Below are 21,765 nucleotides of genomic sequence, written 5' to 3' on the forward strand. Positions count from 1 at the left end.
CTGTCTCGTCAACCTTTCACGCAGACGAACTGCTTCAGCTTCGCCACGACCTCAACGAGGTCCCGCTGCTGGTCGATGACCTGCTCGATCGGCTTGTACGCGGCCGGGATCTCGTCCACGACGCCGGAGTCCTTGCGGCACTCCACGCCCCGCGTCTGCTCCTCCAGGTCCTTCGTCGTGAACCGCCGCTTCGCCGCGTTGCGGCTCATCCGCCGACCGGCGCCGTGCGACGCCGAGTTGAAGGCCTTCTCGTTGCCGAGACCCTTCACGATGTACGAACTCGTACCCATCGAACCGGGAATGATCCCGTACTCCCCGACGCCAGCCCGGATCGCGCCCTTGCGGGTGACGAGCAGGTCCATGCCTTCGTAGCGCTCCTCCGCCACGTAATTGTGGTGGCAGGAGATCTCCGGCTCGAACGTCGGCTTCGCCTTCTTGAACTCCTTGCGGATCACGTCCTTCAGGAGTGCCATCATGATGGTGCGGTTGTACTTCGCGTACTCCTGGGCCCAGAACAGGTCGTTGCGGTACGCCGCCATCTGCGGGGTGTCCGCGACGAACACGGCGAGGTCACGGTCGACCAGGCCCTGGTTGTGCGGCAGCTTCTGCGCGACACCGATGTGGTGCTCGGCGAGTTCCTTGCCGATGTTGCGCGAACCGGAGTGCAACGTGAGCCACACGACACCCTCAGAATCAAACAAAAGTTCGATGTAGTGGTTGCCCGAGCCAAGCGTCCCCATCTGCTTCGCCGCCCGCTCCTCACGGAACTTCACCGCCTCCGCGACCCCGTCGAAGCGCCCCCAGAAGTCGTCCCACCCGGCGGTGGACAGCCCGTGGAACCGGCCCGGGTCGACCGGCGCGTCATGCATCCCCCGCCCCACCGGAATCGCCTGCTCGATCTTCGAGCGCAGGCGGGACAGGTCGCCCGGGAGGTCGTTCGCCGTCAGGGACGTCTTCACCGCCGACATTCCGCAGCCGATGTCCACGCCCACCGCCGCCGGGCACACCGCGCCCCGCATCGCGATGACCGAGCCGACCGTCGCACCCTTGCCGTAGTGCACGTCCGGCATCACGGCGAGGCCCTTGATCCACGGCAGGGTCGCCACGTTCCGCAGTTGCTGGAGCGCGCCCTCCTCGACCGTCGCCGGGTCCGTCCACATCCGGATCGGTACCTTCGCGCCCGGCATCTCCACGTACGACATCTCGTCCTCATTCCCCCGGAAACAAACAGAAGCCCAGAATCGCAAAACCGGCGCCAAGGTCGACGAATAGGACAGCGGACCGGCGTTCACGGCAGTGCGTGCGATACACATTGTCTCCAGTGGGCGCCCCCGCGCGGCAAGCGAATAACCAGCGGGGACACTGGAGGACCAGCAAACCGTGGAGAGGAGCCGACCGTGCAGCGGAAGGCGTACGTAACCGGCGTCGCCGCCCTCCTCGCGGCCCTGCTGACCGCCTGCACCGGCGGTTCCGGGGACGGCGCGACCTCGGACGGCTCCAACCCCGGCGACGCCGGCACCGCGACCGCCACCGCCGAGCCCGGCAAGTACCGCACCCTCCCCGAACCCTGCGGCGTCGTCAGCCAGGACACCCTCGACTCCCTGCTGCCCGGCATCCAGCAGATCGCCGACGCGGAACAACGCGAACGGGCCTACGCGGGCGAGGCGACGCTCACGTACGACACCGACCGCAAGGTGGGCTGCCGTTGGAAGGTCGAGTCGACGGACGCCACCGACCACCTCCTCGTCGACTTCGAGCGGGTGGTGTCGTACGACAACGCCGTGAGCGACGACAGCGAGGCCGAGACCCTGTTCGCGGTGCGGCGGGAGGCGGCGGACCTTCCGGCGCCGACCGCGACGGAGTCCGTCACGGACGAACCGGGCGCCGGCCAGAGCGAGAGCACCGGCAAGGGCGGGAACGACGGCGGGGAGGCGTCCTCCACTTCGCCCTCCCCTTCCGGCTCGCCCTCCGCCTCCGGCTCCGCGTCCGGTTCCTCGTCCCCGTCCGGCTCCCCCTCCGCCTCGCCCTCCGATCTCCAGCCCCGCGTCCTGGAGGACCTGGGCGACGACGCGTTCCTCGACGACGTGCTCAGCAGCTCCGGTTCGACGGCCGAGCAGCGGACGGTGACTGTGGCGTTCCGCACGTCCAACGTCATCGTGACGATCGAGTACGCGGAGCAGCCGGCGACCGTCGGCGTCGTCCCGGACAGCGAGGAAATGCAGGACAGGGCCCGGAAACTGGCCGCGCAGCTCGACGACTCGCTGTCCGACTGACCCCCTTTCACGGCTCCTTCACGCCGCTCCGGAAAGCTCCGGAACGGGGAGACCGCACTCGGCTCACCGCGTACCGTGACCCCTCGGACCCGTTCCGACCGGCAGGAACCACGAGCGTCATGAGTGAAGGAACCATGCAGCGACGAGCACAGCGAGACCAGCGAGACCAGCGAGCGAAGCGCCTCAACCGCGTCCTTGTCCGCGCGGCCGCCGTCCCCGTGATGCTGGTCGCCACGGCCTGCTCCTCCGACTCCGGCTCCGGCGACGGGGACAAGAGCGCCTCGGCCGCGGCGTCGAAGTCGGCGAGCCCGTCCCCGACCGTGCGTGCGGCGGCGTTCGCGAAGCTGCCCGAGTCGTGTGACGTCCTGAAGAAGGACACGCTGGAGGACCTCGTCCCGAAGGCCGACAAGTCCGGCAAGGAAGGCAAGTCGGACGACGTGACCACGCGCGGCTCCTGCTCCTGGAGCAGCCTGGACAACAACGGCGTGAAGGGCTCGCAGTTCCGCTGGCTGAACGTGTCGCTGCTGCGCTTCGAGTCCGACGTGACGCGCGGCGCTGGCGACGACCTGGCGAAGAAGTACTACGAGAAGCAGGTCCAGGACGCGCAGGCCGCGGACGGCGCGAAGGACGTCAAGTCCGAGCCTGCGTCCGGGATCGGCGACGAGGCGACGACGGTGCGCTACGGCCTGAAGAAGAAGGAAGGCACCTTCAAGCAGCAGACGGTCGTGGCGCGCGTCGAGAACGTCGTCGTGACAGTGGACTACAACGGCGCCGGTCTCGCGGGCGAGAAGACGCCGGACGTGGACACGATGGTGAAGTCGGCGCAGAAGGCGGCCAAGGAGGCCGTGGCCTCGGTGGCGGACGCGAACGAGCCGGACGCGGGCGACGGCGGCTCGGCGAGCGGTTCGCCGTCGAAGGGCGCGAAGAGCCCGTCGGCCTCGGCGTCCGCGTCGAAGGCGGCCCAGGCCCGGTCCTCGGAGGCGCCCGCGGGCAAGAGCTGAGGGCGATTCGCCAACTCGCCCCGCCTCGGGACGTATTGACGGAGCCCGGTCCTCTCGTGGGCCGGGCTCCGCCCGTCCCGGCAACGCGTTCGCCGCACACATGTGCCACTCTGTTGCGCGCACACCGCACGCAAGGGGAGGGGAGTACAGGTGGCCGCGCCACTGCAGCTGACACGGACGCACCGGATTCTCATCGGCGTGGTCGTCTTCGGTGCCGTCATCATCGCCGGCATCGGCTTCGCGGGGTCGTACTCGGCCGTGCGCGAGCTCGCCCTCAAGAAGGGCTTCGGGCAGTTCAGTTACGTCTTCCCGATCGGCATCGACGCGGGCATCTGCGTCCTGCTCGCCCTGGACCTCCTCCTCACCTGGATCCGCATCCCGTTCCCGCTGCTGCGGCAGACGGCGTGGCTGCTGACGGCGGCGACGATCGCGTTCAACGGCGCGGCGGCCTGGCCGGACCCGCTGGGCGTCGGCATGCACGGGGTGATCCCGATCCTGTTCGTGGTGTCGGTGGAGGCGGCGCGGCACGCGATCGGCCGGATCGCCGACATCACGGCGGACAAGCACATGGAGGGTGTCCGCCTCACGCGCTGGATCCTTTCTCCGGTGCCGACGTTCCTGCTGTGGCGTCGGATGAAGCTGTGGGAGCTGCGTTCCTACGAGCAGGTCATCAAGCTGGAGCAGGAACGCCTGGTCTACCAGGCGCGGCTGCGTTCCCGGTTCGGCCGGGCCTGGCGCCGCAAGGCGCCGGTGGAGTCGCTGATGCCGCTGCGTCTGGCGCGGTACGGGGTGCCGCTGGCGGACACGGCCCCGGCGGGCCTGGCGGCGGCGGGCATAGAGCCGGCGCTGATCCCCCCGCCGCCGCAGCCCCAGCCGGCCCACGCCCAGTCGGCCCAGGCCCAGCCCTCGTCGCAGCGGAACGCCGCGGCGCCGCCCGCGCGGCAGCGCCCCGAACTGCTCGGCGGCCCGGACGCGGGGCCCGAGGGGCAGGGGCCGGACCAGGAGCCGGAGGAGCACAGCCCGTGGTTCGTGCCGCGCGAGGTGGAGTACCAGGGCGGCTACGACCCGACGTACGACCCGGCCGAGCAGTACGCCCAGTGGTACGAGGAGCAGCAGCAGTACGAGCAGTACCAGGCGGAGCAGTACCAGGCGGAGCAGTACCAGGCGGAGCAGTTCCAGGCCGAGCAGGAGCGGTACGAGGAGCCCGTGGCGCGGGAGCGGTACGAGCGGGAGCCGTTCGGTGAGCCCGCCGCCCCGGAGCCGTCGCCGGAGGACACCGGCACCTTCCCGGTCCCGGCGGGCCCGGGCCGCACGCGCGAGCTGGGCGAGGGCGGTGGTTCTCCGGAGCCGGACGACGAGGCGTACTACCAGGTGTTCCGCCAGTCGATAGACGGCAGTTACCCCACGCCCCGCGTGCTCGGCGACAACATTCAGGCGACCTACGGCACGACGCTGAGCCCGGGTGAGCTGAAGTCCCTCGTGGAGCGCTTCCAGAAGCGTCACTCGGCGGAGCTGGAAGAGGACCACATCGCCTGACCCGCCGACCGGTAGGACACGAACGGAGGGGGCGCCCGGCGGTAACCGGGCGCCCCCTCCGTCGTGTCCGGCGTGTCTACTCCCCGAGCAGGGCCCGCACCCGGTCCTGTCCGACCGCGAGCAGCAGCGTGGGCAGGCGCGGGCCGGTGTCGCGGCCGACGAGCAGGTGGTAGAGCAGTGCGAAGAAGGTCCGCTGGGCGGTCTTGATCTCCGCGGGCAGTTCCTTGGGCGTAGCGTCGGCGGAGAATCCGGCCTGGACCTTCGGCACGCCGTAGACGAGGTGGGTCAGTCCGTCGAGCGACCAGTGGTCGGCGAGCCCGTCGAGCAGCAGGCGCAGGGACTGCTGGGAGGCCTCGTCGAGGGACTTGAGCAGTTCGTGGTCGGGTTCGTCGCGCACGATGGTGCGCTGGTCGGCGGGGACGTGGGTGTTGATCCACGCCTCGGCCTTGTCGAACCGGGGCCGTGCCTCGTCGAGGGAGCCGAGCGGCTGCTCGGGGTCGAGTTCGCTGAGGATGCGCAGCGCCTGGTCCTCGTGGCCGGCGGTGATGTCGGCGACGGAGGCGAGCGTGCGGTACGGCAGCGGCCTGGGCGTCTTCGGCAGCTCACCGGCGGCGGTGCCGACGGCACGCGCGTGTGCGGCGACGTCGGCGGGCAGGGCGGTGCCGTCGGCGACCTTGGCGTCGAGGCGGTCCCACTCGTCGTAGAGCCGCTGGATCTCCTGGTCGAAGGCGATCTTGAAGGACTGGTTGGGGCGGCGGCGGGCGTACAGCCAGCGCAGCAGCTGCGGCTCCATGATCTTCAGCGCGTCGGCGGGGGTGGGCACGCCGCCGCGCGAGGACGACATCTTGGCCATGCCGCTGATGCCGACGAAGGCGTACATGGGGCCGATGGGCTGCTTGCCGCCGAAGATGCCGACGATCTGCCCGCCGACCTGGAAGCTGGAGCCGGGCGAGGAGTGGTCGACGCCGCTGGGCTCGAAGATCACGCCCTCGTAGGCCCAGCGCATGGGCCAGTCGACCTTCCAGACGAGCTTGCCGCGGTTGAACTCGCTGAGCCGGACGGTCTCGGAGAAGCCGCACGCGGTGCAGGCGTACGTCAGCTCGGTGGAGTCGTCGTCGTAGGCGGTGACGGTGGTGAGGTCCTTCTCGCAGTTGCCGCAGTACGGCTTGTACGGGAAGTAGCCGGCGGCGCCGAGGGAGCCGTCGTCCTCGCTCGCGGCGCCCGAGCCCTCGGCGGCCTCCAGCTCGGCCTCGTCGAGGGGCTTCTGCTGCTTCTTGGCGGGGGCCTTCTTGGTGCGGTACTGGGCGAGTACGGCGTCGATGTCGCCGCGGTGCTTCATGGCGTGCAGGATCTGCTCGCGGTACACGCCGGAGGTGTACTGCTCGGTCTGGCTGATGCCGTCGAACTCGACGCCCAGCGCGGCCAGCGACGCGATCATCTCGGCCTTGAAGTGCTCGGCCCAGTTCGGGTGGGCGGAGCCCTTCGGCGCGGGGACGGAGGTGAGCGGCTTGCCGATGTGCTCGGCCCAGGCGTCCTCGTCGACCCCGGCGATGCCCTTGGGCACCTTGCGGTAGCGGTCGTAGTCGTCCCAGGAGATCAGGTGCCGGACCTGGTGGCCGCGGCGGCGGATCTCGTCGGCGACGAGGTGCGGGGTCATGACCTCGCGGAGGTTGCCCAGGTGGATGGGGCCGGACGGAGAGAGTCCGGACGCGACGACGACCGGTTTGCCCGGGGCCCGACGCTCCGACTCCTCGATGACCTCATCCGCGAAACGGGAGACCCAGTCGGTGGTCTCGGTGCTCTGAGCCACGATCGGCACGTCCTTCTTTCTGAACGGGTGAGGCTCCATTGTCACAGACCCGCGGGCGGCCGGAAAAACGGCTTTACCCCCCGTGGGATACTGGCGGGGCCCATCGATTCCCACGAGGAGAACGGCACCCACTCCTATGGCTCCGGTCACGTCCCTCAGCGACTCCGTCGAACAGCAGCTCACCTCCGCGATCTCCGCCGCCCTGCCGGAGACCTCCGCGGACCCCCTGCTGCGACGCAGTGACCGGGCCGATTTCCAGGCGAACGGCGTGCTGGCGCTGGCGAAGCAGGCGAAGGCGAACCCGCGGGAGCTGGCGGCGCGGGTCGTCGGCAACATCGTCACCGGTGACGTGATCAAGGACGTCGAGGTCTCCGGGCCGGGCTTCCTGAACATCACGGTCACGGACCGGGCGATCACGGAGAACCTCGCCGCCCGGTACGCCGACACCGACCGCCTCGGTGTGCCGCCGAAGGCGGAGCCCGGCGTGACGGTCGTGGACTACGCGCAGCCGAACGTGGCGAAGGAGATGCACGTCGGCCACCTGCGGTCCGCGGTGATCGGCGACGCCCTGCGGGGCATGCTCGACTTCACGGGCGAGCGGACGATCGGCCGGCACCACATCGGCGACTGGGGCACCCAGTTCGGCATGCTCATCCAGTACCTGATGGAGCACCCGGGCGAGCTGGCCCCGGCCTCCGAGGTCGACGGCGAGCAGGCGATGAGCAACCTGAACCGGGTCTACAAGGCCTCGCGCGTGCTCTTCGACTCGGACGACGAGTTCAAGGAGCGGGCGCGCAAGAGGGTCGTCGCCCTCCAGTCCGGCGACAAGGAGACCCTGGAGCTGTGGCAGCAGTTCGTGGACGAGTCGAAGGTCTACTTCTACTCGGTCTTCGAGAAGCTGGACATGGAGATCCGCGACGAGGAGATCGTCGGCGAGTCCGCGTACAACGACATGATGGCGGAGACGGCGCGGCTGCTGGAGGAGTCCGGTGTCGCCGTGCGCTCCGAGGGCGCGCTCGTCGTCTTCTTCGACGAGATCCGCGGCAAGGACGACCAGCCGGTCCCGCTGATCGTGCAGAAGGCGGACGGCGGCTTCGGCTACGCGGCCTCCGACCTGTCGGCGATCCGGAACCGCGTCTTCGACCTGCACGCGACGACGCTGCTGTACGTGGTGGACGTCCGGCAGTCGCTGCACTTCAAGATGGTCTTCGAGACGGCCCGGCGGGCGGGCTGGCTGACCGAGCACGTCACCGCGCACAACATGGGCTACGGCACGGTGCTCGGCGCGGACGGCAAGCCGTTCAAGACGCGTGAGGGCGAGACGGTCCGGCTGGAGGACCTGCTGGACGAGGCCGTGCAGCGGGCCGCCGAGGTCGTGCGGGAGAAGGCGCAGGACCTCACCGAGGACGAGATCCAGGAGCGGGCCGCGCAGGTCGGCATCGGCGCCGTGAAGTACGCGGACCTGTCGACGTCGCCGAGCCGGGACTACAAGTTCGACCTGGACCAGATGGTGTCGCTGAACGGCGACACGAGCGTGTACCTCCAGTACGCGTACGCCCGGATCCAGTCGATCCTGCGCAAGGCGGGCGAGGCGAGGCCGGCCGCGCACCCGGAGCTGGAACTGGCCCCGGCGGAGCGGGCGTTGGGCCTGCACGTGGACGCGTTCGGGGACACGGTCTTCGAGGCGGCGGCGGAGTACGCCCCGCACAAGCTGGCCGCGTACCTGTACCAGCTGGCGTCGCTCTACACGTCGTTCTACGACAAGTGCCCGGTGCTGAAGGCCGAGTCGGCCGAGCAGGTGGAGAACCGGCTGTTCCTGTGCGACATGACGGCGCGGACGCTGCACAAGGGCATGGCGCTGCTGGGCATCAGGACGCCCGAGCGTCTCTGACGTACGCGGCTGACGTACGCCGGTGGGCGGCGCGTGACCGGTTCCCCGGTCGTGCGCCGCCCACGGCTTTCTCAGCTGTCTCAGCTCACGCTGCAGGACACGGTCGGCCAGGTCCGGTTCCCGTTGTGCTGGATGGTGACGCCCCAGTTGTTGCCGCTGCCGTTGGGCTTGGCGACGAGGGTCTGGCTGCTGGGGTAACTGGCGCTGATGTTCCAGGTGTTCAGCACCTTGGCCGGGGACGGCACGTTCATCGTGACGGTCCAGGTGCTGGAGCCGCTGACCGAGACGTTGAGGTTGTACCGGTCGCTCCAGGACTGCCCGGCGGACAGGGTGGCGGTGCACCCGGTGCTGCCGCCTCCGCCACCGCCTCCGCCGCCGCTGCCGTCGGGGGCGACGGCCCGCCCGGTGGAGGGCGAGATCATGCCGGTGCACAGGCCCCGGCTCGCGAGTCCCTGGGCGATGCGGGGCAGGGCGGCGCGGCTGTTGGCCGACCAGTCGTGCATCAGCATGATCTGGCCGTTGGTGAGGCGCGACGCGGCCTGCACGATCGCGTCGGTGGTGGCCCCGTTCCAGTCCTGCGAGTCGACGTCCCAGAGGACCTCGGTGAGGCCGTACTTGGCCTCGACCGTCTTCAGGGTGGAGTTGGTCTCGCCGTAGGGCGGCCGGAACAGCTTGGGCGTGCCGCCGCCCGCACTGGAGATGGCCTGCTGGGTCCGGGAGATCTCGGAGTCCATCTGGGCCTGGCTCAGCTGCGTCATGTGGGGGTGGGTGTAGCTGTGGTTGCCGACCCACATCCCGGCGTCGACCTGCGCCTTGACCAGGGACGGGTTGGCGGCGGCGTAGTTGCCCTGGTTGAACATGGTGGCCCGCAGCCCGTTCTCCTTCAGCGTGGTGAGGAGGCCGGGGGTGCTGGCGGACGGGCCGTCGTCGAAGGTCAGGGCGACGTAGCCGTTGCAGGCGGCGGCCGGGGCGCCCTGGGCGGGCGCGGCGCCGACGGTGAGGCCACTGGCGAGCACCGTCGCGCCGACGGCGAGCCCGGCCATGATTCTCTTCTTCATAGGGGAGTGTTCCTTCAGCCGGAGCCGGGATGCGGGGTCAGCCTGCGCTGCAGGACACGGACGGCCAGGTCCAGTTGCCGTTGGCCTGGATGGTGGCCCCCCAGTTGTTGCCGCTGCCGTTGGGCTTGGCGACGAGGGTCTGGCTGCTGGGGTAACTGGCGCTGACGTTCCAGGTGGACAGCACCTTGGCCGGGGACGGCACGTTCATCGTCACGGTCCAGTTGCTGGCGCCGCTGACCGCCACGTTGAGGTTGTAACGGTCGCTCCACTTCTCACCGGCGGACAGGGTGGCCGAGCATCCGGTGCTGCCGCCACCGCCACCGCCGCCACCGCCGTCGGTGCCGCCGACGGTGATGTTGGAGCTGCCGCTGCTCTGGTAGCCCTCGGTGGCCATGATCATGTAGTTCATCGTGCCGAGCTGCATGCCGGCGCGGGCCCAGGCGTCGAAGTGGTTGCCGGTCGTGATGGTGCCGCCGGTCCGCTTCTGCTGCCGGACGCTCCAGTACTGGTTGAAGGTCTTGTTGCCCTCGATGGACGGGGCGTTGTACCGGGTGGTCTGGTAGATGTCGTACGTGCCGCCGTCGGTGGTGACGGTGCCCTTGAAGGTGCCGGTGGGCCGGTAGGTGCCCCAGTTGTCGACGATGTAGTACTCGACGAGCGGGTTGGTCGACCAGCCGTAGAGCGTCAGGTACGCGTTGCCGGACGGGTTGAAGGTGCCGGAGTACGACACCGTCCGCCGTCCGCCGGTCGACCAGCCCTTGCCGGCCACGAAGTTGCCGGTGTTGCGCCACTGGGTGCTGTACTGGCCGCCGGAGCCCATGTCCATGGAGACGGTGCCCGGGGCGTCGGTCCAGAACGAGTAGTAGTAGCCGTTGTTGGTGCCGGTCTGGTTCGTGTTGACGACCGTCCCGGCGCTCGCGGTGCCGGGCAGGGCCAACGCGACCACGAAGGCGAGGCCGACGGCCCAGCCTCTCCTCATCAGCCGAACAAGCGCGTTCATGTCCGTGCTTCCTCCTCGTGTACGCCTGCATTGCGGGTGCAGCGCGGCGCCAGTGTTGAGCTGCGCACACCCGCAGTCAACAGTTTCGGCACGAGTTTCGAAACGTTCGGGGAGCCAACGAGGCGCTCTGGAAGCCCATTTGAGCAGGTCACCCGGGCTGAGCGGAGGGGTCTGAAATCTTCAACGAAACCCGACCCCCACCACAAGATCACAATACTCCGACCCTCTAACGAAAGTTTCGCTCCCGTCGCCTACTTGGCGAACTCGGCCCACACGACCTTGCCGGGCGACCGCTCCCCGACACCCCACTTGTCGGCCAGCGCCCCCACCAGCAGCAGCCCGCGCCCGCCCTCGTCGGCGTCGTCCGCGATCCGGGGCACGCCGTCACCGCTGTCGTGGACCTCGACGCGCAGGACGTGACCGTCGTACCGCACGCGCAGCAGGAAACGGCGCCCCGGCGGCACGCCGTGCACCAGCGCGTTGGTCGTCAGTTCACTGACGCACAGCAGTACGTCGTCGGCCCGGTCCCAGTGGTCGAGCCCCCAGTACTTCAGCGCCCACCACGCCGACCGCCGCGCCGCCGGCACGGACTTGCGCCCGCGGGGGAAGAACTGATCGCGCTGGCAGGGGAGTTCATTCACGCCGTTCACGAGACGAATGTCGCGCAGAGTCACTAGGGTGAATCAGTGGGTAAGCCCGTACTCGGGACATGTACGGACCTCTACGGGGTCGGCACGGGAGGGGGCACGAAAGTTGCCTCGGCAAAGGAAGAACACGTCGACCATGCGGATGCTGGGCACCCAGGTGCAGACAGCGCGCAAGGCGGCCGGACACACCCAGCGTTCCCTGGCCGAGGCGGCGATGGTGGACGAGGAGACCATCGCGTCGATCGAACAGGGCAGACGCTCCCTGCTGATCGACCTCGCCCGGTCGCTGGACGAACTCCTCGACACGAAGGGGTTGTTGGCGGCGGGGGTGGAGAACCTGCCGGAGATCGACCAGTTCCCGCTGTACGCCGAGCAGTACATGGTGCATGAGCGGGAGGCGGTGGCGCTGTCGTTCTATGCCAACCAGGTTTTGCCCGGCCTGCTTCAGACCGAGTCCTACGCCCGTGCCGTGCTGCGCGAGCGTGTGCCCGCCTACGACGATGACGAGATCGGGGTGAAGACAACTGCGCGGATGGAGCGCACCGAGATCCTGCGCCGCAAGTGCCCACCAACGCTGAGTTTCGTAGTGTGGGAACCGGTGTTGCTGCTGCGTGTGGGCGGGCCCGAGGTCCGTCGAGAACAACTGCGGCTTTTGCGTGCGTGCGCCGAACTCCAGGACGTGACAATCCAGTTCCTGCCACTGAACAGCCCTGCGCACGGCGGGCTCGACGGTCCCTTCGTCCTGCTGGAAACGCCCGATCACCAGCACTTGGCTTATATCGAAGGGCAGCGCGGCAGTCAGTGGGTCTCCGACCTCGACGAGGTGTCCATCCTGTCGCGCAAATATGCGATGCTGCGGACGCAGGCTCTCACCACCCACGAGTCCCTGGGCCTGCTGGACCGTCTGCTTGGAGAGCTATGAGCACCGCGCTTCAGTGGTTCAAGTCGAGCTACAGCGGCAGCGAGGGCGGCGAGTGTGTGGAAGTCGCCCGCACCCCCCAAACCATCCACATCCGCGACTCGAAGAACCCCACCGGCCCCGTCCTCACGGTCACGCCGGCCAGTTGGCTCGCCTTCACCGCCCGGACGGCACGCGCGTCGTCCGGGCGGTGAAGGACGGCAAGGTCAGTGCGTGGACTTGTAGTACACGCCCAGGTACGCCTTCCTGACCGGTGACGACCTCGGGGCGAAGGACGACCACGAACCGCCGTTCTTGACCCGGGCCCGAATCTCGCCGTACGTGCGGCTCTTCAGGGCGGAGTGACTGATCGCGTCGTTTCCGCTGCCGTCGTACTGGATCTTGTGCTGCGCGTTGATCCAGACTCCGGAACTTTCGGAGACCGTGTCGTCGTCATAGGACGACGCCACGGTCCAGTCCGTTCCCATGGCCGACTGGCTGGGAGTCAGGGGAAGGCCGTCCAGGAAGGTGCTGCCCCTGGCCATTTGCTTGCACTGCGTGGGAGAAAAGTAGTTGGCGTTGCACAGTGCAAGCTGAGCGCTGTCCGCCCCATTGTGCGGAGTGCCGAGGGTGACCACGTCCTCGATGTAGAGGTACGGCGGGAAGCCGGAGGTGCCCCTCTTGACGTGGTACAGCGCGGCACGCACCACGAGGCCACCCATGGAATGGGCGACCACGTCGACCTTCTGGCCGCCATACGGGCCGCTGGAGTAGGAGTTGTAGACGCGGTTGGCGAAACTCCTGGCTATGTCCGTGAGAGACGTACCACGCGTGCCGTAGTGGCCGCGCGAGTCCTTGTACCTCCAAGTACAGCCATTCGACCCGCCCTCGTTCGCGTAGTAGCTGTACGTCCTCAGCTGACTGTCCGTGTACCCCTTGGACTTGAAGTAGCTGATCGCGCTTGACCAGTACTCGTTGCAGTTGGTCGCCGCCGGGCCCCACGGGTCGAAGCCGTGCACGAAGATCACTTTGCCGCGGCCGTTCGCCCGGCTCGGCGCGGCGTCCGCCGGTGCGGCCGCCACGAACGCGATCGCCATGGCGAGAAGTGCGCTGAGGAACAGCGTGGTGGAACTTCGGGCTCTTTGCATGGCCCGCCCCCTTCAAGTCGTCAGGCTGTACTTCCAGCGCGGGGACCCTCCCCGGGGAACCCGTGCCCTGGGAGGCTAGGCCGCGGGACTCGCGAGGGGCATGTCACGCAAACGCGTGACAGGACGGCGAGGCGGCGAGGCGGGGGACACATGGGGGTTGCGGCCAGTGGCGCCGACAGACCGACGCAGGGCCACGCCGAGCATCAGCTTCAGCGCAGGTCCGCCCGCCTGTCCGCGGTTCTGAGGGCGACCAGTGCGGTCGGGGCGGCCCTGGTCGCCGTGGTTGGCTTCGCGCCGCCCGCACGTTCCGTCTGGGTGGCCGTCGCCGTCGTCGCACTGTCGGCGTGGAGCGTCCTGTTCGGCGTGGTGATGTTCAGGCGGGGACCGCGCCCCTGGCTCTGCGTCGGTGACACCGCCGTCGTCGTGGTGCTCTGCCTCGCGCACGGCGTGCTCGTCCCGGCCGCGGTCCTGGAGGCGTCAGCGGGCTCGGGGTGGGTCGACATGGTGTCCGGCACCGGCGTCTTCATCGCGCAGTTCACGCTGCGCCAGCCCTGGGCGATGGTCGCGGCACTCGCCATCGCGGCGGCCCACGCGACGGGCGGCGGGTTACGAGAGGCCTCCGTCGTGCTGGTACTCCAAGGGCTGCTCGCCGCCGCCGTCGTCGCCCTGCTGCGGCACGGGGCACGCACGGCGGATCACGCGCTGTCCGAGGAAGCAGCGGCACGCGCGTCCGCACGAGCCCGGTCCGCCGCGCGGGCCGACGAACTGGAACAGCAGCGACTGCTGCACGACACCGTGCTCGCCACGCTCACCATGGTGGGTACGGGCAGCATCACCCGCGACTCCACCGCGCTGCCGGAACGGGCCGGCGCCGACCTGGCCGTCATCGAGAGCCTGCGGGCACACCCCGGTTCGGCACGCGACACGGCGCACGCGCTCGCCCCGCTGGACGTCGCGCTGCGCACCGCCGTGCAGGCACGCCAAGTAGGCCTGCCACCACTGGACATCGAGTTCGACGTACCGCCGCTGGACCTCCCCCGCGAGGTCGTGGACGCCCTCGCGCAAGGGGCCGCCGAGGCCCTGGCCAACGTGGCCCTGCACGCGGACACCCGCACCGCGCGGGTCACCGTGCGACGCGTCGGACGGGGCGCCACCGTCGAAGTCCGCGACGACGGAGCCGGGTTCGACCCGTCGGCCGTTGCCCCCCACCGACGCGGCCTGCGGGAATCGGTCCACGGCCGGATGCGTGCCGTGGGCGGCAGCGCCCGAGTGGTGTCGTCCGCCGGGGCCGGAACCCGGGTCGTCCTGAGATGGGCACCATGAGCGCCGGTGTCGTCCAGGGCGTGGTCGCCACCCGCTTCGCCTCGGCCGTCCATCTCGGCGTGGTGGTGATCGTCGGCATCTGGCACCTGGGGCTGGACACGTTCCTGCTGCTCAAGGGCCTGCCGGAGTACGCGTCACGGGGCGCCGCCGCGGGCGGCTGGCTCGCCCTCGCGCTCATCCATGGCGCCGGTTCCGTCCTGCTGCTGCGCTCCGCGCTCGGCGCACGCACGGCGCGGCTGCTCGCGGGGGCCGCGCTGGTCGCCGGGGCCGTCGTGACCGCCACGTACTCGCCGGACGGGGCGAGCAGTGACGTGAGCTGGGCCTGGAACACCGTGGGCTGGTTCGGCGTACTGCTGCTGATCCAGCGCCCGCTGTGGGAACTGGTCACCCTGCTGGTGGCGAACACGGCCGTCACGGTGGGCCTGCTGGCCGCCGACGGCCCGCTCGACCACGTCACCGTCTCCCGGATTCTGGCCGCCATCTACACCACCGCCGGCGTCCAGCTCACGTTCGCGTACCTCGCCCGGCAGCTCAACAGCGGTGCCGCAGAGGCCACCGAGGCCGCCGCGGCGCACGCGGAGCACCTCGCCCGTGCCGCCGCCGACGAAGCCGTGCACGCCGAGCGGCGGCGCCGGTACGAGCACCTGCGCGCCAGGGTGGAACCGCTGCTGCGTGGTCTGGCGGAACGCCGGCTGGACCCGGAGGACACCGACGTACGCCGGCGCGCGGCAGTGGAGGCGGCACGCCTGCGGAGGCTGTTCGCCGAGACGGACCACACCCCGCACCCGCTCCTGCACGAACTGCGGTCCTGCGCGGACATGGCGGAGCGGCGCGGGGTACGCGTCACCCTGCTCTGCTACGGAGACCTGCCCGTGCTGCCGGTGTCCGTGCGTCGCGAACTGACGGACGGGGCTCTGCTGGTCCTGGCCGCCGCGGCCACCGAGGCGCGGGTCACGCTGGTGGCGACGCCCGAGGAGGTGGCGGTGAGCGTGGTGGCCGACGCCCCGCCGGACGCGGTCGTGGAACCGCCGGGCCCGCGTGGCGTGTCCTTCCTGTTCGACGCGGAGGGGGAGCAGTTGTGGTGGGAGACACGTTGTCCGGTGCGACCGGCTCACTGACCGTTGCCATCACCGACGACCACCCGGTCGTCGTCGAAGGCATTCAGACCTGGCTGTCCGCGGAGCCGCGCATCTCGGTGGTGTACACGGGCGAAACCGCCGAGGTGCCGCCCGGCGTCGCGGACGTCCTCATCCTCGACCTGAATCTGCACGGCACCATCGCCATCGACGCCGTCGCCCGTCTGGCCGCGGCGGGCCAACGGGTCATCGTCTTCTCACAGTTCACCGAACAGCGCGTGGTGCTCGAATCCCTGGAGGTCGGCGCCTGCGAGTTCGTCGCGAAGAACGAGGGACGGGCGCACCTGGTGAACACGGTGCTGGCGGTGGCGGGAGACAGGCCGTACGTCACCCCGACGGCCGCGGGTGTCCTGGTGGGCGATCGCGGCGCCAACAGGCCCCAGTTGTCCTCGCAGGAACGCACCGCGCTGCTGTGGTGGTTCCAGTCCATGTCGAAGGCGTCGGTCGCCCGGCGCATGGGGGTGTCGGTCCACACCGTGGACGTGTACATCCGGCGGGCGCGGGTCAAGTACGCGCAGGTCGGCAGAAACGCACCGACAAAGGCGGACATGCTGGCCCGTGCGATCGAGGACGGCTTGGTGAAGCCCGACGACATCACGGGCTACGAATCGGCCGCGGCCTGCGGCTGACCGCCCCGGAGGCCACCCCGGCCGCCTGGGCCTCGTTCATTGTCGGCGGGCGGGCTTACAGTCGGCCGTATGGCCACGCTTCCCAACCCCCTGCCCCAGCTCGTCGCCGAACCGTCCGGCCGTACGCTCGGCCTGGAGCTGCCGCCCGGCTCCCTGATCGACGCCACCGACAAGGGCCCGTGGCACGAGCCGTTGCTGTGGCTCGCGGACGACACCGCCGTGCCGGGCGCGTGGACGGCGCTGCAGTCCGCGCGGACGGCCGGTCTGCTCCCGGTCGTCATCGAGGCGGGCGGCAGACAGGGCACCCCGGCCGACTGGACCTTGATGCCCGGCGACGTGACGTACCCGGGGGACCACGACGCGGCGGAGGTCCTCGCCGACTTCTGGGAGGCGTGCGAGGAAGGGACGCCCTGGCCGGGCCTGGCGCCCGCGTCCGGCAGGCCGCCGGTGGAGGAGCCCGACGTGGTCGCCGCCGGAACGGCCGACGCCCTGGTGGAGTTCGGTCCGCTGGAGGACCCGCGCCTGGCCCTGGTCCCGGCGCGGCGCTCCGCGGACATCCCGGCGGCGATCGGCTGGTCGGGCCCGGTGAACCACGAGAACGACACGGCCGTACTGTGCGCGGTCCTCCGCTCCTGGGAGGACCGCTACGGCATACGCGTCGTGGCGCTCGGCTTCGACCACCTGCTGGTGTCGGTGGCCCAGCCGCCGACGACGCCCGCCGAGGCGGAGGCCCTGGCGGCGGAGCACTTCGCGTTCTGCCCGGACAACATCTGGCAGGGCACCGAGACCACCCTGCCCGCGTACGCGGAACGCCGGGTCCTCAACCAGCCGGTGTGGCACTTCTGGTGGGACTAGGACGCGGCGATGCCGCGTGCCGCGAGGATCTCCAGCTTGTCCGGCACGGCGATGAGCGCCTCCTCCGCCCCCATGATCCGCTTGAGGTTGGGGAGGAGGTCGAGGTCGTCGAGGGAGTGCACGTCGAAGAGTTCGTCCTCGCCGTCCCAGACGGGTGAGCACTCGTAGTAGACCTGGTTGCCGCCGTCGACGCACAGGGACTCGACGGAGGCCAGCAGTTCGTCGCTGATCTCCAGCGCCTCGAAGTACGCGCGGGACTCCGGGAGCACCTTGTACGCGAGGTCGTTGGCGAAGACATGGCCCTGCACATCGGTGATGCCGCGCTCCCGCATCAGCTCGTCGATGCTGAACGCCGGGGTCAGGGTCTCGACCCCGTACATGAGCTCCTCGACGACGAGGAGCTTGAAGTTGAAGTCACGGAAGACAGCCATGCCGCAGACCCAATCACGGCCGCCGGCCGCCCCCGCGACCAGCCCCTCCCCCCGCCGGCGTCACGCCCGCAGCGCCGCCCCCAGTCTCCGCAGCCCCTCCGCGATCTCGTCCGGCGTCTGCGTCACGAAGCACAGCCGGAGCGTGGCGCGGTCGGGCTCGCCCGCGTAGAAGGGGGCGCCGGGGACGTAGGCGACGTCGTGCCGGACGACCTGCGGGAGCAGGGCGGTCGTGTCGTGGCCGTCGGGCAGCCGCGCCCACAGGAACATGCCGCCCTCGGGCCGGTTCCAGACCGAGCCCGGGGGCAGCGCGTCGGCGAGGCCGGCCAGCATGGCGTCGCGGCGGGCGGCGTAGGCCGTGGCGACGCGGGCGACGTGCGCGTCGAGGTCGTTGTCCGCCAAGTACCGCGCGGCGGCGAGCTGGTTGACGGTCGGGGTGTGGAGGTCGGCGGCCTGCTTGGCGACGGCGCAGGCGCGGCGCAGCTCGCCGGGCGCCCGCAGCCAGCCGAGCCGCAGCCCGGGCGCCATCACCTTGGAGAAGGAGCCGAGCAGCACGGTCCGGTCGCGGGCGTCGTCGTGGGCGGCGATCCACGGCACGCGCCCGCCCTCGAAGCGCAGCTCGCCGTACGGGTCGTCCTCCACGATCCACAGTCCGCGCCGGGCGGCGACGGCGGCCACGGCGGCGCGGCGGTCGGCGGGCAGGGTGCGGCCGGTGGGGTTCTGGAAGGTGGGGACGGTGTAGAACAGCTTGGGCCGCTCGCGGACGACGAGGTCCTCCAGGGCCCGCGGGTCGACGCCGTCCGCGTCGCCGGGCACGGCCAGCACGCGCGCTCCCGCGAGGCCGAAGGCCTGAAGTGCCGCGAGATAACAGGGACTTTCGACGAGGACGGTGTCACCGGGTTCGAGCAGCGCCGTGGCGAGCAGCGACAGCGCCTGCTGGGAGCCGGTGGTGACGAGGATGTCGTCCGGGTCGGTGGGCAGGCCCCGCGCCGAGGTGCGCGCGGCGAGCGCGGCGCGCAGCGCCGGTTCGCCCTCCGTGGTGGCGTACTGGAGTGCCTGCGCGGGCGAGCCGGCGAGCACGGCCTGGTACGCGGCGGCGATGCCGTCGGCGTCGAACAGCTCGGGCGCCGGGAGCCCGCCCGCGAAGTTGATGACCTCGGGGCGGGCGGTGACGGCGAGGATGTCCCGCACGGGCGATCCGCCAACGGCCCGGACGCGCGCGGCGAGCGGCGGCACGGGGGCGGGGCCGGGGGCCTCAGCGACGGGCGCGGGGACGGGGGCGGCGGGCTCGGCGACGGTCACGGGGCGCTCCTCGGGGCCTGGTGGGACGTTCCCCGCACCCTAGAGAAATACCTGCCGTCTACACCCGCATTTCCGCGATCCGGACACCCGGCCGGGAATCGACGCGGGAAGGGCGACGGACGGACCCCGGCCCGCGCCGCCTACCGCAGCTTCTGCGCGACCTCGGTCGCCCAGTACGTCAGGATGTTCTGCGCCCCGGCCCGCTTGATGCCGGTCAGCGTCTCCAGGATCGCCCGGTCCCGGTCGACCCAGCCCTTCTCGGCGGCGGCCTCGACCATCGAGTACTCGCCGGAGATCTGGTACGCGGCCACCGGCACGTCCACGGCGTCCGCGACCCGCGCCAGGACGTCGAGGTAGGGCCCGGCCGGCTTCACCATGACCATGTCGGCGCCCTCCTCCAGGTCGAGGGCCAGCTCCCGCAGCGACTCCCGGAGGTTCGCCGGGTCCTGCTGGTAGGTCTTGCGGTCGCCCCGCAGCGACGAGCCGACGGCCTCGCGGAAGGGGCCGTAGAACGCGGAGGAGTACTTCGCCGTGTAGGCGAGGATCGCCACGTCCTCGCGGCCGATCTGGTCGAGCGCGTCACGGACGACGCCGATCTGCCCGTCCATCATGCCGCTGGGGCCCACGACATGGGCGCCCGCGTCGGCCTGCACCTGCGCCATCTCGGCGTACCGCTCCAGGGTGGCGTCGTTGTCCACGCGCCCCTGGTCGTCCAGGACACCGCAGTGCCCGTGGTCGGTGAACTCGTCGAGGCACAGGTCCGACATGACGATGAGGTCGTCCCCGACCTCGGCGCGCACGTCCCGCAGCGCGACCTGGAGGATGCCGTCCGGGTCGGTGCCCGCGGTCCCGAGGGCGTCCTTGTTGGCGTCCTCCGGCACGCCGAACAGCATGATCCCGGAGACCCCGGCCGCGACGGCCTCGGCGGCGGCCTTCTTCAGGCTGTCCCGGGTGTGCTGGACGACGCCGGGCATGGCCCGGATGGGCACCGGTTCGGCGACGCCCTCCCGCACGAACGCGGGCAGGATGAAGTCGGCCGGATGCAGACGGGTCTCGGCGACCATGCGGCGCAGCGCGGGGGTGGTGCGCAGCCGCCGGGGCCGCGTACCCGGGAAGGATCCGTACTTCGTCATGCCGTCTACGCTACGCCCGCCCCGGCACCCGATTTGCCGACTGGGCGTCGGAGTACGGGGCGGTCCACGGGGGTACTCGGGCGGGCTGCGCGCGGCCCGGCATGCGGGGCCGCGCACCCGGGTCCATGCTGGGAGAAAGGGACCTCGACGGCTCTCTCTTCCGCCGCACGCCGACGCCCGACCCGGCCGCATCCGCAGCCCGACCCGGCCGCACGCGCAGCCCACGTCCGCCGCACGCCGGTGCCTGACAGCAGCCCGCCCCGGCCCTCCGTACGCACCCTCGCGGAGGACGCGATGACAGCCACCCACCCCCGGTCCACCCACGCCCTCCCGGACATCCGGGGCCCGGTGTTCCACCCCGGCGAAGCCGGCTACGCCGAGGAGGTCGCCGGATTCAACCTGGCCGCGCTGCACACCCCCGACGTCGTCGTCGGGGCGACGTCGTCCGACGACGTCGTGACGGCGCTGCGCTGGGCGTCGGCCACGAACACCCCGGTCGCCGTGCAGGCCACCGGGCACGGCGCCAACTTCCCCGTCGACCACGGCCTGTTGATCAACACGTCCCGCATGACGGACGTGACGATCGACCCGGCCGCGCGCACGGCGACCGTCGCGGCGGGCGCGAAGTGGCGGCACGTGCTGGAGGCGGCGGCCCCGCACGGCCTGGCCACGCTGAACGGCTCGTCCACGGACGCCGGCGTCGTCGGCTACACCCTGGGCGGCGGCCTGCCCGTCCTGGGCCGCACGTACGGCTACGCCTCGGACCTGGTCCGCTCCTTCGACCTGGTCACCCCCGACGGCACGGCCCACCACGTGACCGCCGAGTCCGAACCCGACCTGTTCTGGGCCCTGCGCGGCGGCAAGGGCACCGTAGGAGTGGTCACGTCCCTGGTCACGGACCTGCTGCCGCTCTCCCGCGTCCTGGGCGGAGGCATCTACTGCGCGGGCGAGTACGCGGAGCCGTTGCTGAAGACCTGGGCGAACTGGACGCGCGAGGCACCCCCGGAAATGAACAGCACGTTCTCCCTCCTCCGTCTGCCCCCGTTCCCGGAGATCCCGGAACCCTTCCGCGGCGGCTTCTGGGCCCGGGTCTGCATGGCATGGACCGGCGACCCGGCCGAGGGCCAGAACCTCCTGGCCCCGCTCCGCGCGGCGGCACCGGTGGAGATCGACACGGTGGCGGAGATGGACTACACGGCCGTCGACGCCATCTACATGGACCCGCAGGACCCCCTGCCCGCCCGCGAGTCCTGCCTGCTCCTGCGCGACCTTCCCCCGGAAGCGGTGACCGCGTTCCTCGACCAGGCGGGCCCGGCGGTGCCCGACTGCCCGCTGCTCCTCATAGAACTGCGCCACATGGGCGGAGCGCTCGCCCGCCCCGCGGCGGTCGAGGACGCGATCTCGTCCCGGGACGCCGCCTACCTCCTGGAAGCGGTGGGCGTCCTGGCCGCACCCCCCATGGCCGAAGCGGTCGAGCGGGCCACGCGAGCCCTCACCACGGCCATGACCCCCTGGTCCACGGGCCACACGATGGTCAACCTCCACGGCACCCCGGGCGACGACCGGGACCGGGCCCGAGCCTGGACCCCGGCGACCCGCACCCGCCTGCGCCGCGCCAAGTCGACCTACGACCCCGCCAACCTCCTCCGCTTCGGCCACACGGTGCCCCCGGCGTAACGTCCTGGTGCCCCGGACAC

General features: G+C 70.8%; 20 protein-coding genes. 11 read left to right on the plus strand and 9 right to left on the minus strand.

The features are described from left to right. Window positions 1-8: 8 nt before the first annotated feature. Complete coding sequence (locus tag ACZ7D7_RS04820) at window positions 9-1,202, minus strand: RtcB family protein (protein WP_470822334.1); 1,194 nt, start codon at window positions 1,200-1,202, stop codon at window positions 9-11. A 195-nt stretch (window positions 1,203-1,397) separates the two neighbouring features. Between ACZ7D7_RS04820 and ACZ7D7_RS04825 the strand changes: the two genes are divergently transcribed. The 3 genes from ACZ7D7_RS04825 (at window position 1,398) to ACZ7D7_RS04835 (ending at window position 4,810) form a co-directional block, all read left to right on the plus strand. Further along, complete coding sequence (locus ACZ7D7_RS04825; protein WP_470822336.1) at window positions 1,398-2,273, plus strand: DUF3558 domain-containing protein; 876 nt, start codon at window positions 1,398-1,400, stop codon at window positions 2,271-2,273. A 119-nt stretch (window positions 2,274-2,392) separates the two neighbouring features. Next, window positions 2,393-3,274, plus strand: a complete 882-nt coding sequence (locus tag ACZ7D7_RS04830; protein WP_470822337.1) for a DUF3558 family protein — start codon at window positions 2,393-2,395, stop codon at window positions 3,272-3,274. Between the two features lie 150 nt (window positions 3,275-3,424). Next, window positions 3,425-4,810 (plus strand): DUF2637 domain-containing protein, encoded by a 1,386-nt coding sequence (locus ACZ7D7_RS04835; protein WP_470822339.1) that lies wholly within the window; start codon window positions 3,425-3,427, stop codon window positions 4,808-4,810. A 76-nt stretch (window positions 4,811-4,886) separates the two neighbouring features. Here ACZ7D7_RS04835 and lysS read toward each other — a convergent pair whose 3' ends face one another. Next, window positions 4,887-6,629 (minus strand): lysine--tRNA ligase, encoded by a 1,743-nt coding sequence (lysS, locus tag ACZ7D7_RS04840; RefSeq protein WP_470822341.1) that lies wholly within the window; start codon window positions 6,627-6,629, stop codon window positions 4,887-4,889. Window positions 6,630-6,756: 127 nt separating this feature from the next. Between lysS and argS the strand changes: the two genes are divergently transcribed. After that, on the plus strand, window positions 6,757-8,511 hold the full coding sequence (argS, locus tag ACZ7D7_RS04845; RefSeq protein WP_470822343.1) for an arginine--tRNA ligase: 1,755 nt from the start codon (window positions 6,757-6,759) through the stop codon (window positions 8,509-8,511). A gap of 80 nt (window positions 8,512-8,591) precedes the next feature. Here argS and ACZ7D7_RS04850 read toward each other — a convergent pair whose 3' ends face one another. From ACZ7D7_RS04850 to ACZ7D7_RS04860, 3 genes are all read right to left on the minus strand, one after another. Then, window positions 8,592-9,569, minus strand: coding sequence for a polysaccharide deacetylase family protein (locus ACZ7D7_RS04850; RefSeq protein WP_470822344.1), 978 nt, complete (start codon window positions 9,567-9,569; stop codon window positions 8,592-8,594). Window positions 9,570-9,606: 37 nt separating this feature from the next. Continuing rightward, window positions 9,607-10,569 carry a glycoside hydrolase family 11 protein gene (locus tag ACZ7D7_RS04855; protein WP_470822346.1) on the minus strand — a complete coding sequence of 321 codons (963 nt, stop codon included), beginning with the start codon at window positions 10,567-10,569 and terminating at the stop codon, window positions 9,607-9,609. Window positions 10,570-10,820: 251 nt separating this feature from the next. Next, the gene (locus ACZ7D7_RS04860; RefSeq protein ID WP_470822348.1) at window positions 10,821-11,219 is read right to left on the minus strand and encodes an ATP-binding protein; all 399 of its coding nucleotides are present in this window, start codon (window positions 11,217-11,219) and stop codon (window positions 10,821-10,823) included. A gap of 133 nt (window positions 11,220-11,352) precedes the next feature. On the opposite strand from ACZ7D7_RS04860, the gene ACZ7D7_RS04865 reads away from it, so the two are divergent. Then, window positions 11,353-12,138, plus strand: coding sequence for a helix-turn-helix domain-containing protein (locus ACZ7D7_RS04865; protein WP_470822350.1), 786 nt, complete (start codon window positions 11,353-11,355; stop codon window positions 12,136-12,138). Next, window positions 12,135-12,329, plus strand: a complete 195-nt coding sequence (locus ACZ7D7_RS04870; protein WP_470822352.1) for a DUF397 domain-containing protein — start codon at window positions 12,135-12,137, stop codon at window positions 12,327-12,329. Before ACZ7D7_RS04865 ends, ACZ7D7_RS04870 begins: the two co-directional genes overlap by 4 nt. A 12-nt stretch (window positions 12,330-12,341) precedes the next feature. On the opposite strand, the gene ACZ7D7_RS04875 is transcribed toward ACZ7D7_RS04870, so the two are convergent. Further along, the gene (locus tag ACZ7D7_RS04875; protein WP_470822354.1) at window positions 12,342-13,262 is read right to left on the minus strand and encodes an esterase/lipase family protein; all 921 of its coding nucleotides are present in this window, start codon (window positions 13,260-13,262) and stop codon (window positions 12,342-12,344) included. Window positions 13,263-13,577: 315 nt separating this feature from the next. Between ACZ7D7_RS04875 and ACZ7D7_RS04880 the strand changes: the two genes are divergently transcribed. The 4 genes from ACZ7D7_RS04880 to ACZ7D7_RS04895 all read left to right on the plus strand — a co-directional run bounded on the left by ACZ7D7_RS04880 (window position 13,578) and on the right by ACZ7D7_RS04895 (window position 17,205). Further along, window positions 13,578-14,585, plus strand: a complete 1,008-nt coding sequence (locus ACZ7D7_RS04880; protein WP_470822356.1) for a sensor histidine kinase — start codon at window positions 13,578-13,580, stop codon at window positions 14,583-14,585. Continuing rightward, on the plus strand, window positions 14,582-15,703 hold the full coding sequence (locus tag ACZ7D7_RS04885) for a hypothetical protein (protein WP_470822358.1): 1,122 nt from the start codon (window positions 14,582-14,584) through the stop codon (window positions 15,701-15,703). The genes ACZ7D7_RS04880 and ACZ7D7_RS04885 overlap by 4 nt, the downstream gene beginning before the upstream one ends. Further along, window positions 15,667-16,350, plus strand: coding sequence for a response regulator transcription factor (locus ACZ7D7_RS04890; RefSeq protein ID WP_470822360.1), 684 nt, complete (start codon window positions 15,667-15,669; stop codon window positions 16,348-16,350). The genes ACZ7D7_RS04885 and ACZ7D7_RS04890 overlap by 37 nt, the downstream gene beginning before the upstream one ends. A gap of 69 nt (window positions 16,351-16,419) precedes the next feature. After that, window positions 16,420-17,205, plus strand: a complete 786-nt coding sequence (locus ACZ7D7_RS04895) for a DUF4253 domain-containing protein (RefSeq protein ID WP_470822361.1) — start codon at window positions 16,420-16,422, stop codon at window positions 17,203-17,205. Here the strand turns inward: ACZ7D7_RS04895 and ACZ7D7_RS04900 are convergent. The 3 genes from ACZ7D7_RS04900 to hemB all read right to left on the minus strand — a co-directional run bounded on the left by ACZ7D7_RS04900 (window position 17,202) and on the right by hemB (window position 20,068). Next, complete coding sequence (locus ACZ7D7_RS04900; protein ID WP_470822363.1) at window positions 17,202-17,636, minus strand: DUF6892 domain-containing protein; 435 nt, start codon at window positions 17,634-17,636, stop codon at window positions 17,202-17,204. The genes ACZ7D7_RS04895 and ACZ7D7_RS04900 overlap by 4 nt on opposite strands. Before the next feature lie 60 nt (window positions 17,637-17,696). Then, on the minus strand, window positions 17,697-18,935 hold the full coding sequence (locus tag ACZ7D7_RS04905; protein WP_470822365.1) for an aminotransferase-like domain-containing protein: 1,239 nt from the start codon (window positions 18,933-18,935) through the stop codon (window positions 17,697-17,699). Window positions 18,936-19,075: 140 nt separating this feature from the next. Continuing rightward, window positions 19,076-20,068 (minus strand): porphobilinogen synthase, encoded by a 993-nt coding sequence (hemB, locus tag ACZ7D7_RS04910; RefSeq protein ID WP_470822367.1) that lies wholly within the window; start codon window positions 20,066-20,068, stop codon window positions 19,076-19,078. A gap of 294 nt (window positions 20,069-20,362) precedes the next feature. On the opposite strand from hemB, the gene ACZ7D7_RS04915 reads away from it, so the two are divergent. Further along, window positions 20,363-21,745 carry an FAD-binding oxidoreductase gene (locus tag ACZ7D7_RS04915; protein WP_470822368.1) on the plus strand — a complete coding sequence of 461 codons (1,383 nt, stop codon included), beginning with the start codon at window positions 20,363-20,365 and terminating at the stop codon, window positions 21,743-21,745. Window positions 21,746-21,765: the final 20 nt, after the last annotated feature.

The sequence above is a fragment of the Streptomyces sp. NPDC037054 genome (assembly GCF_055606745.1).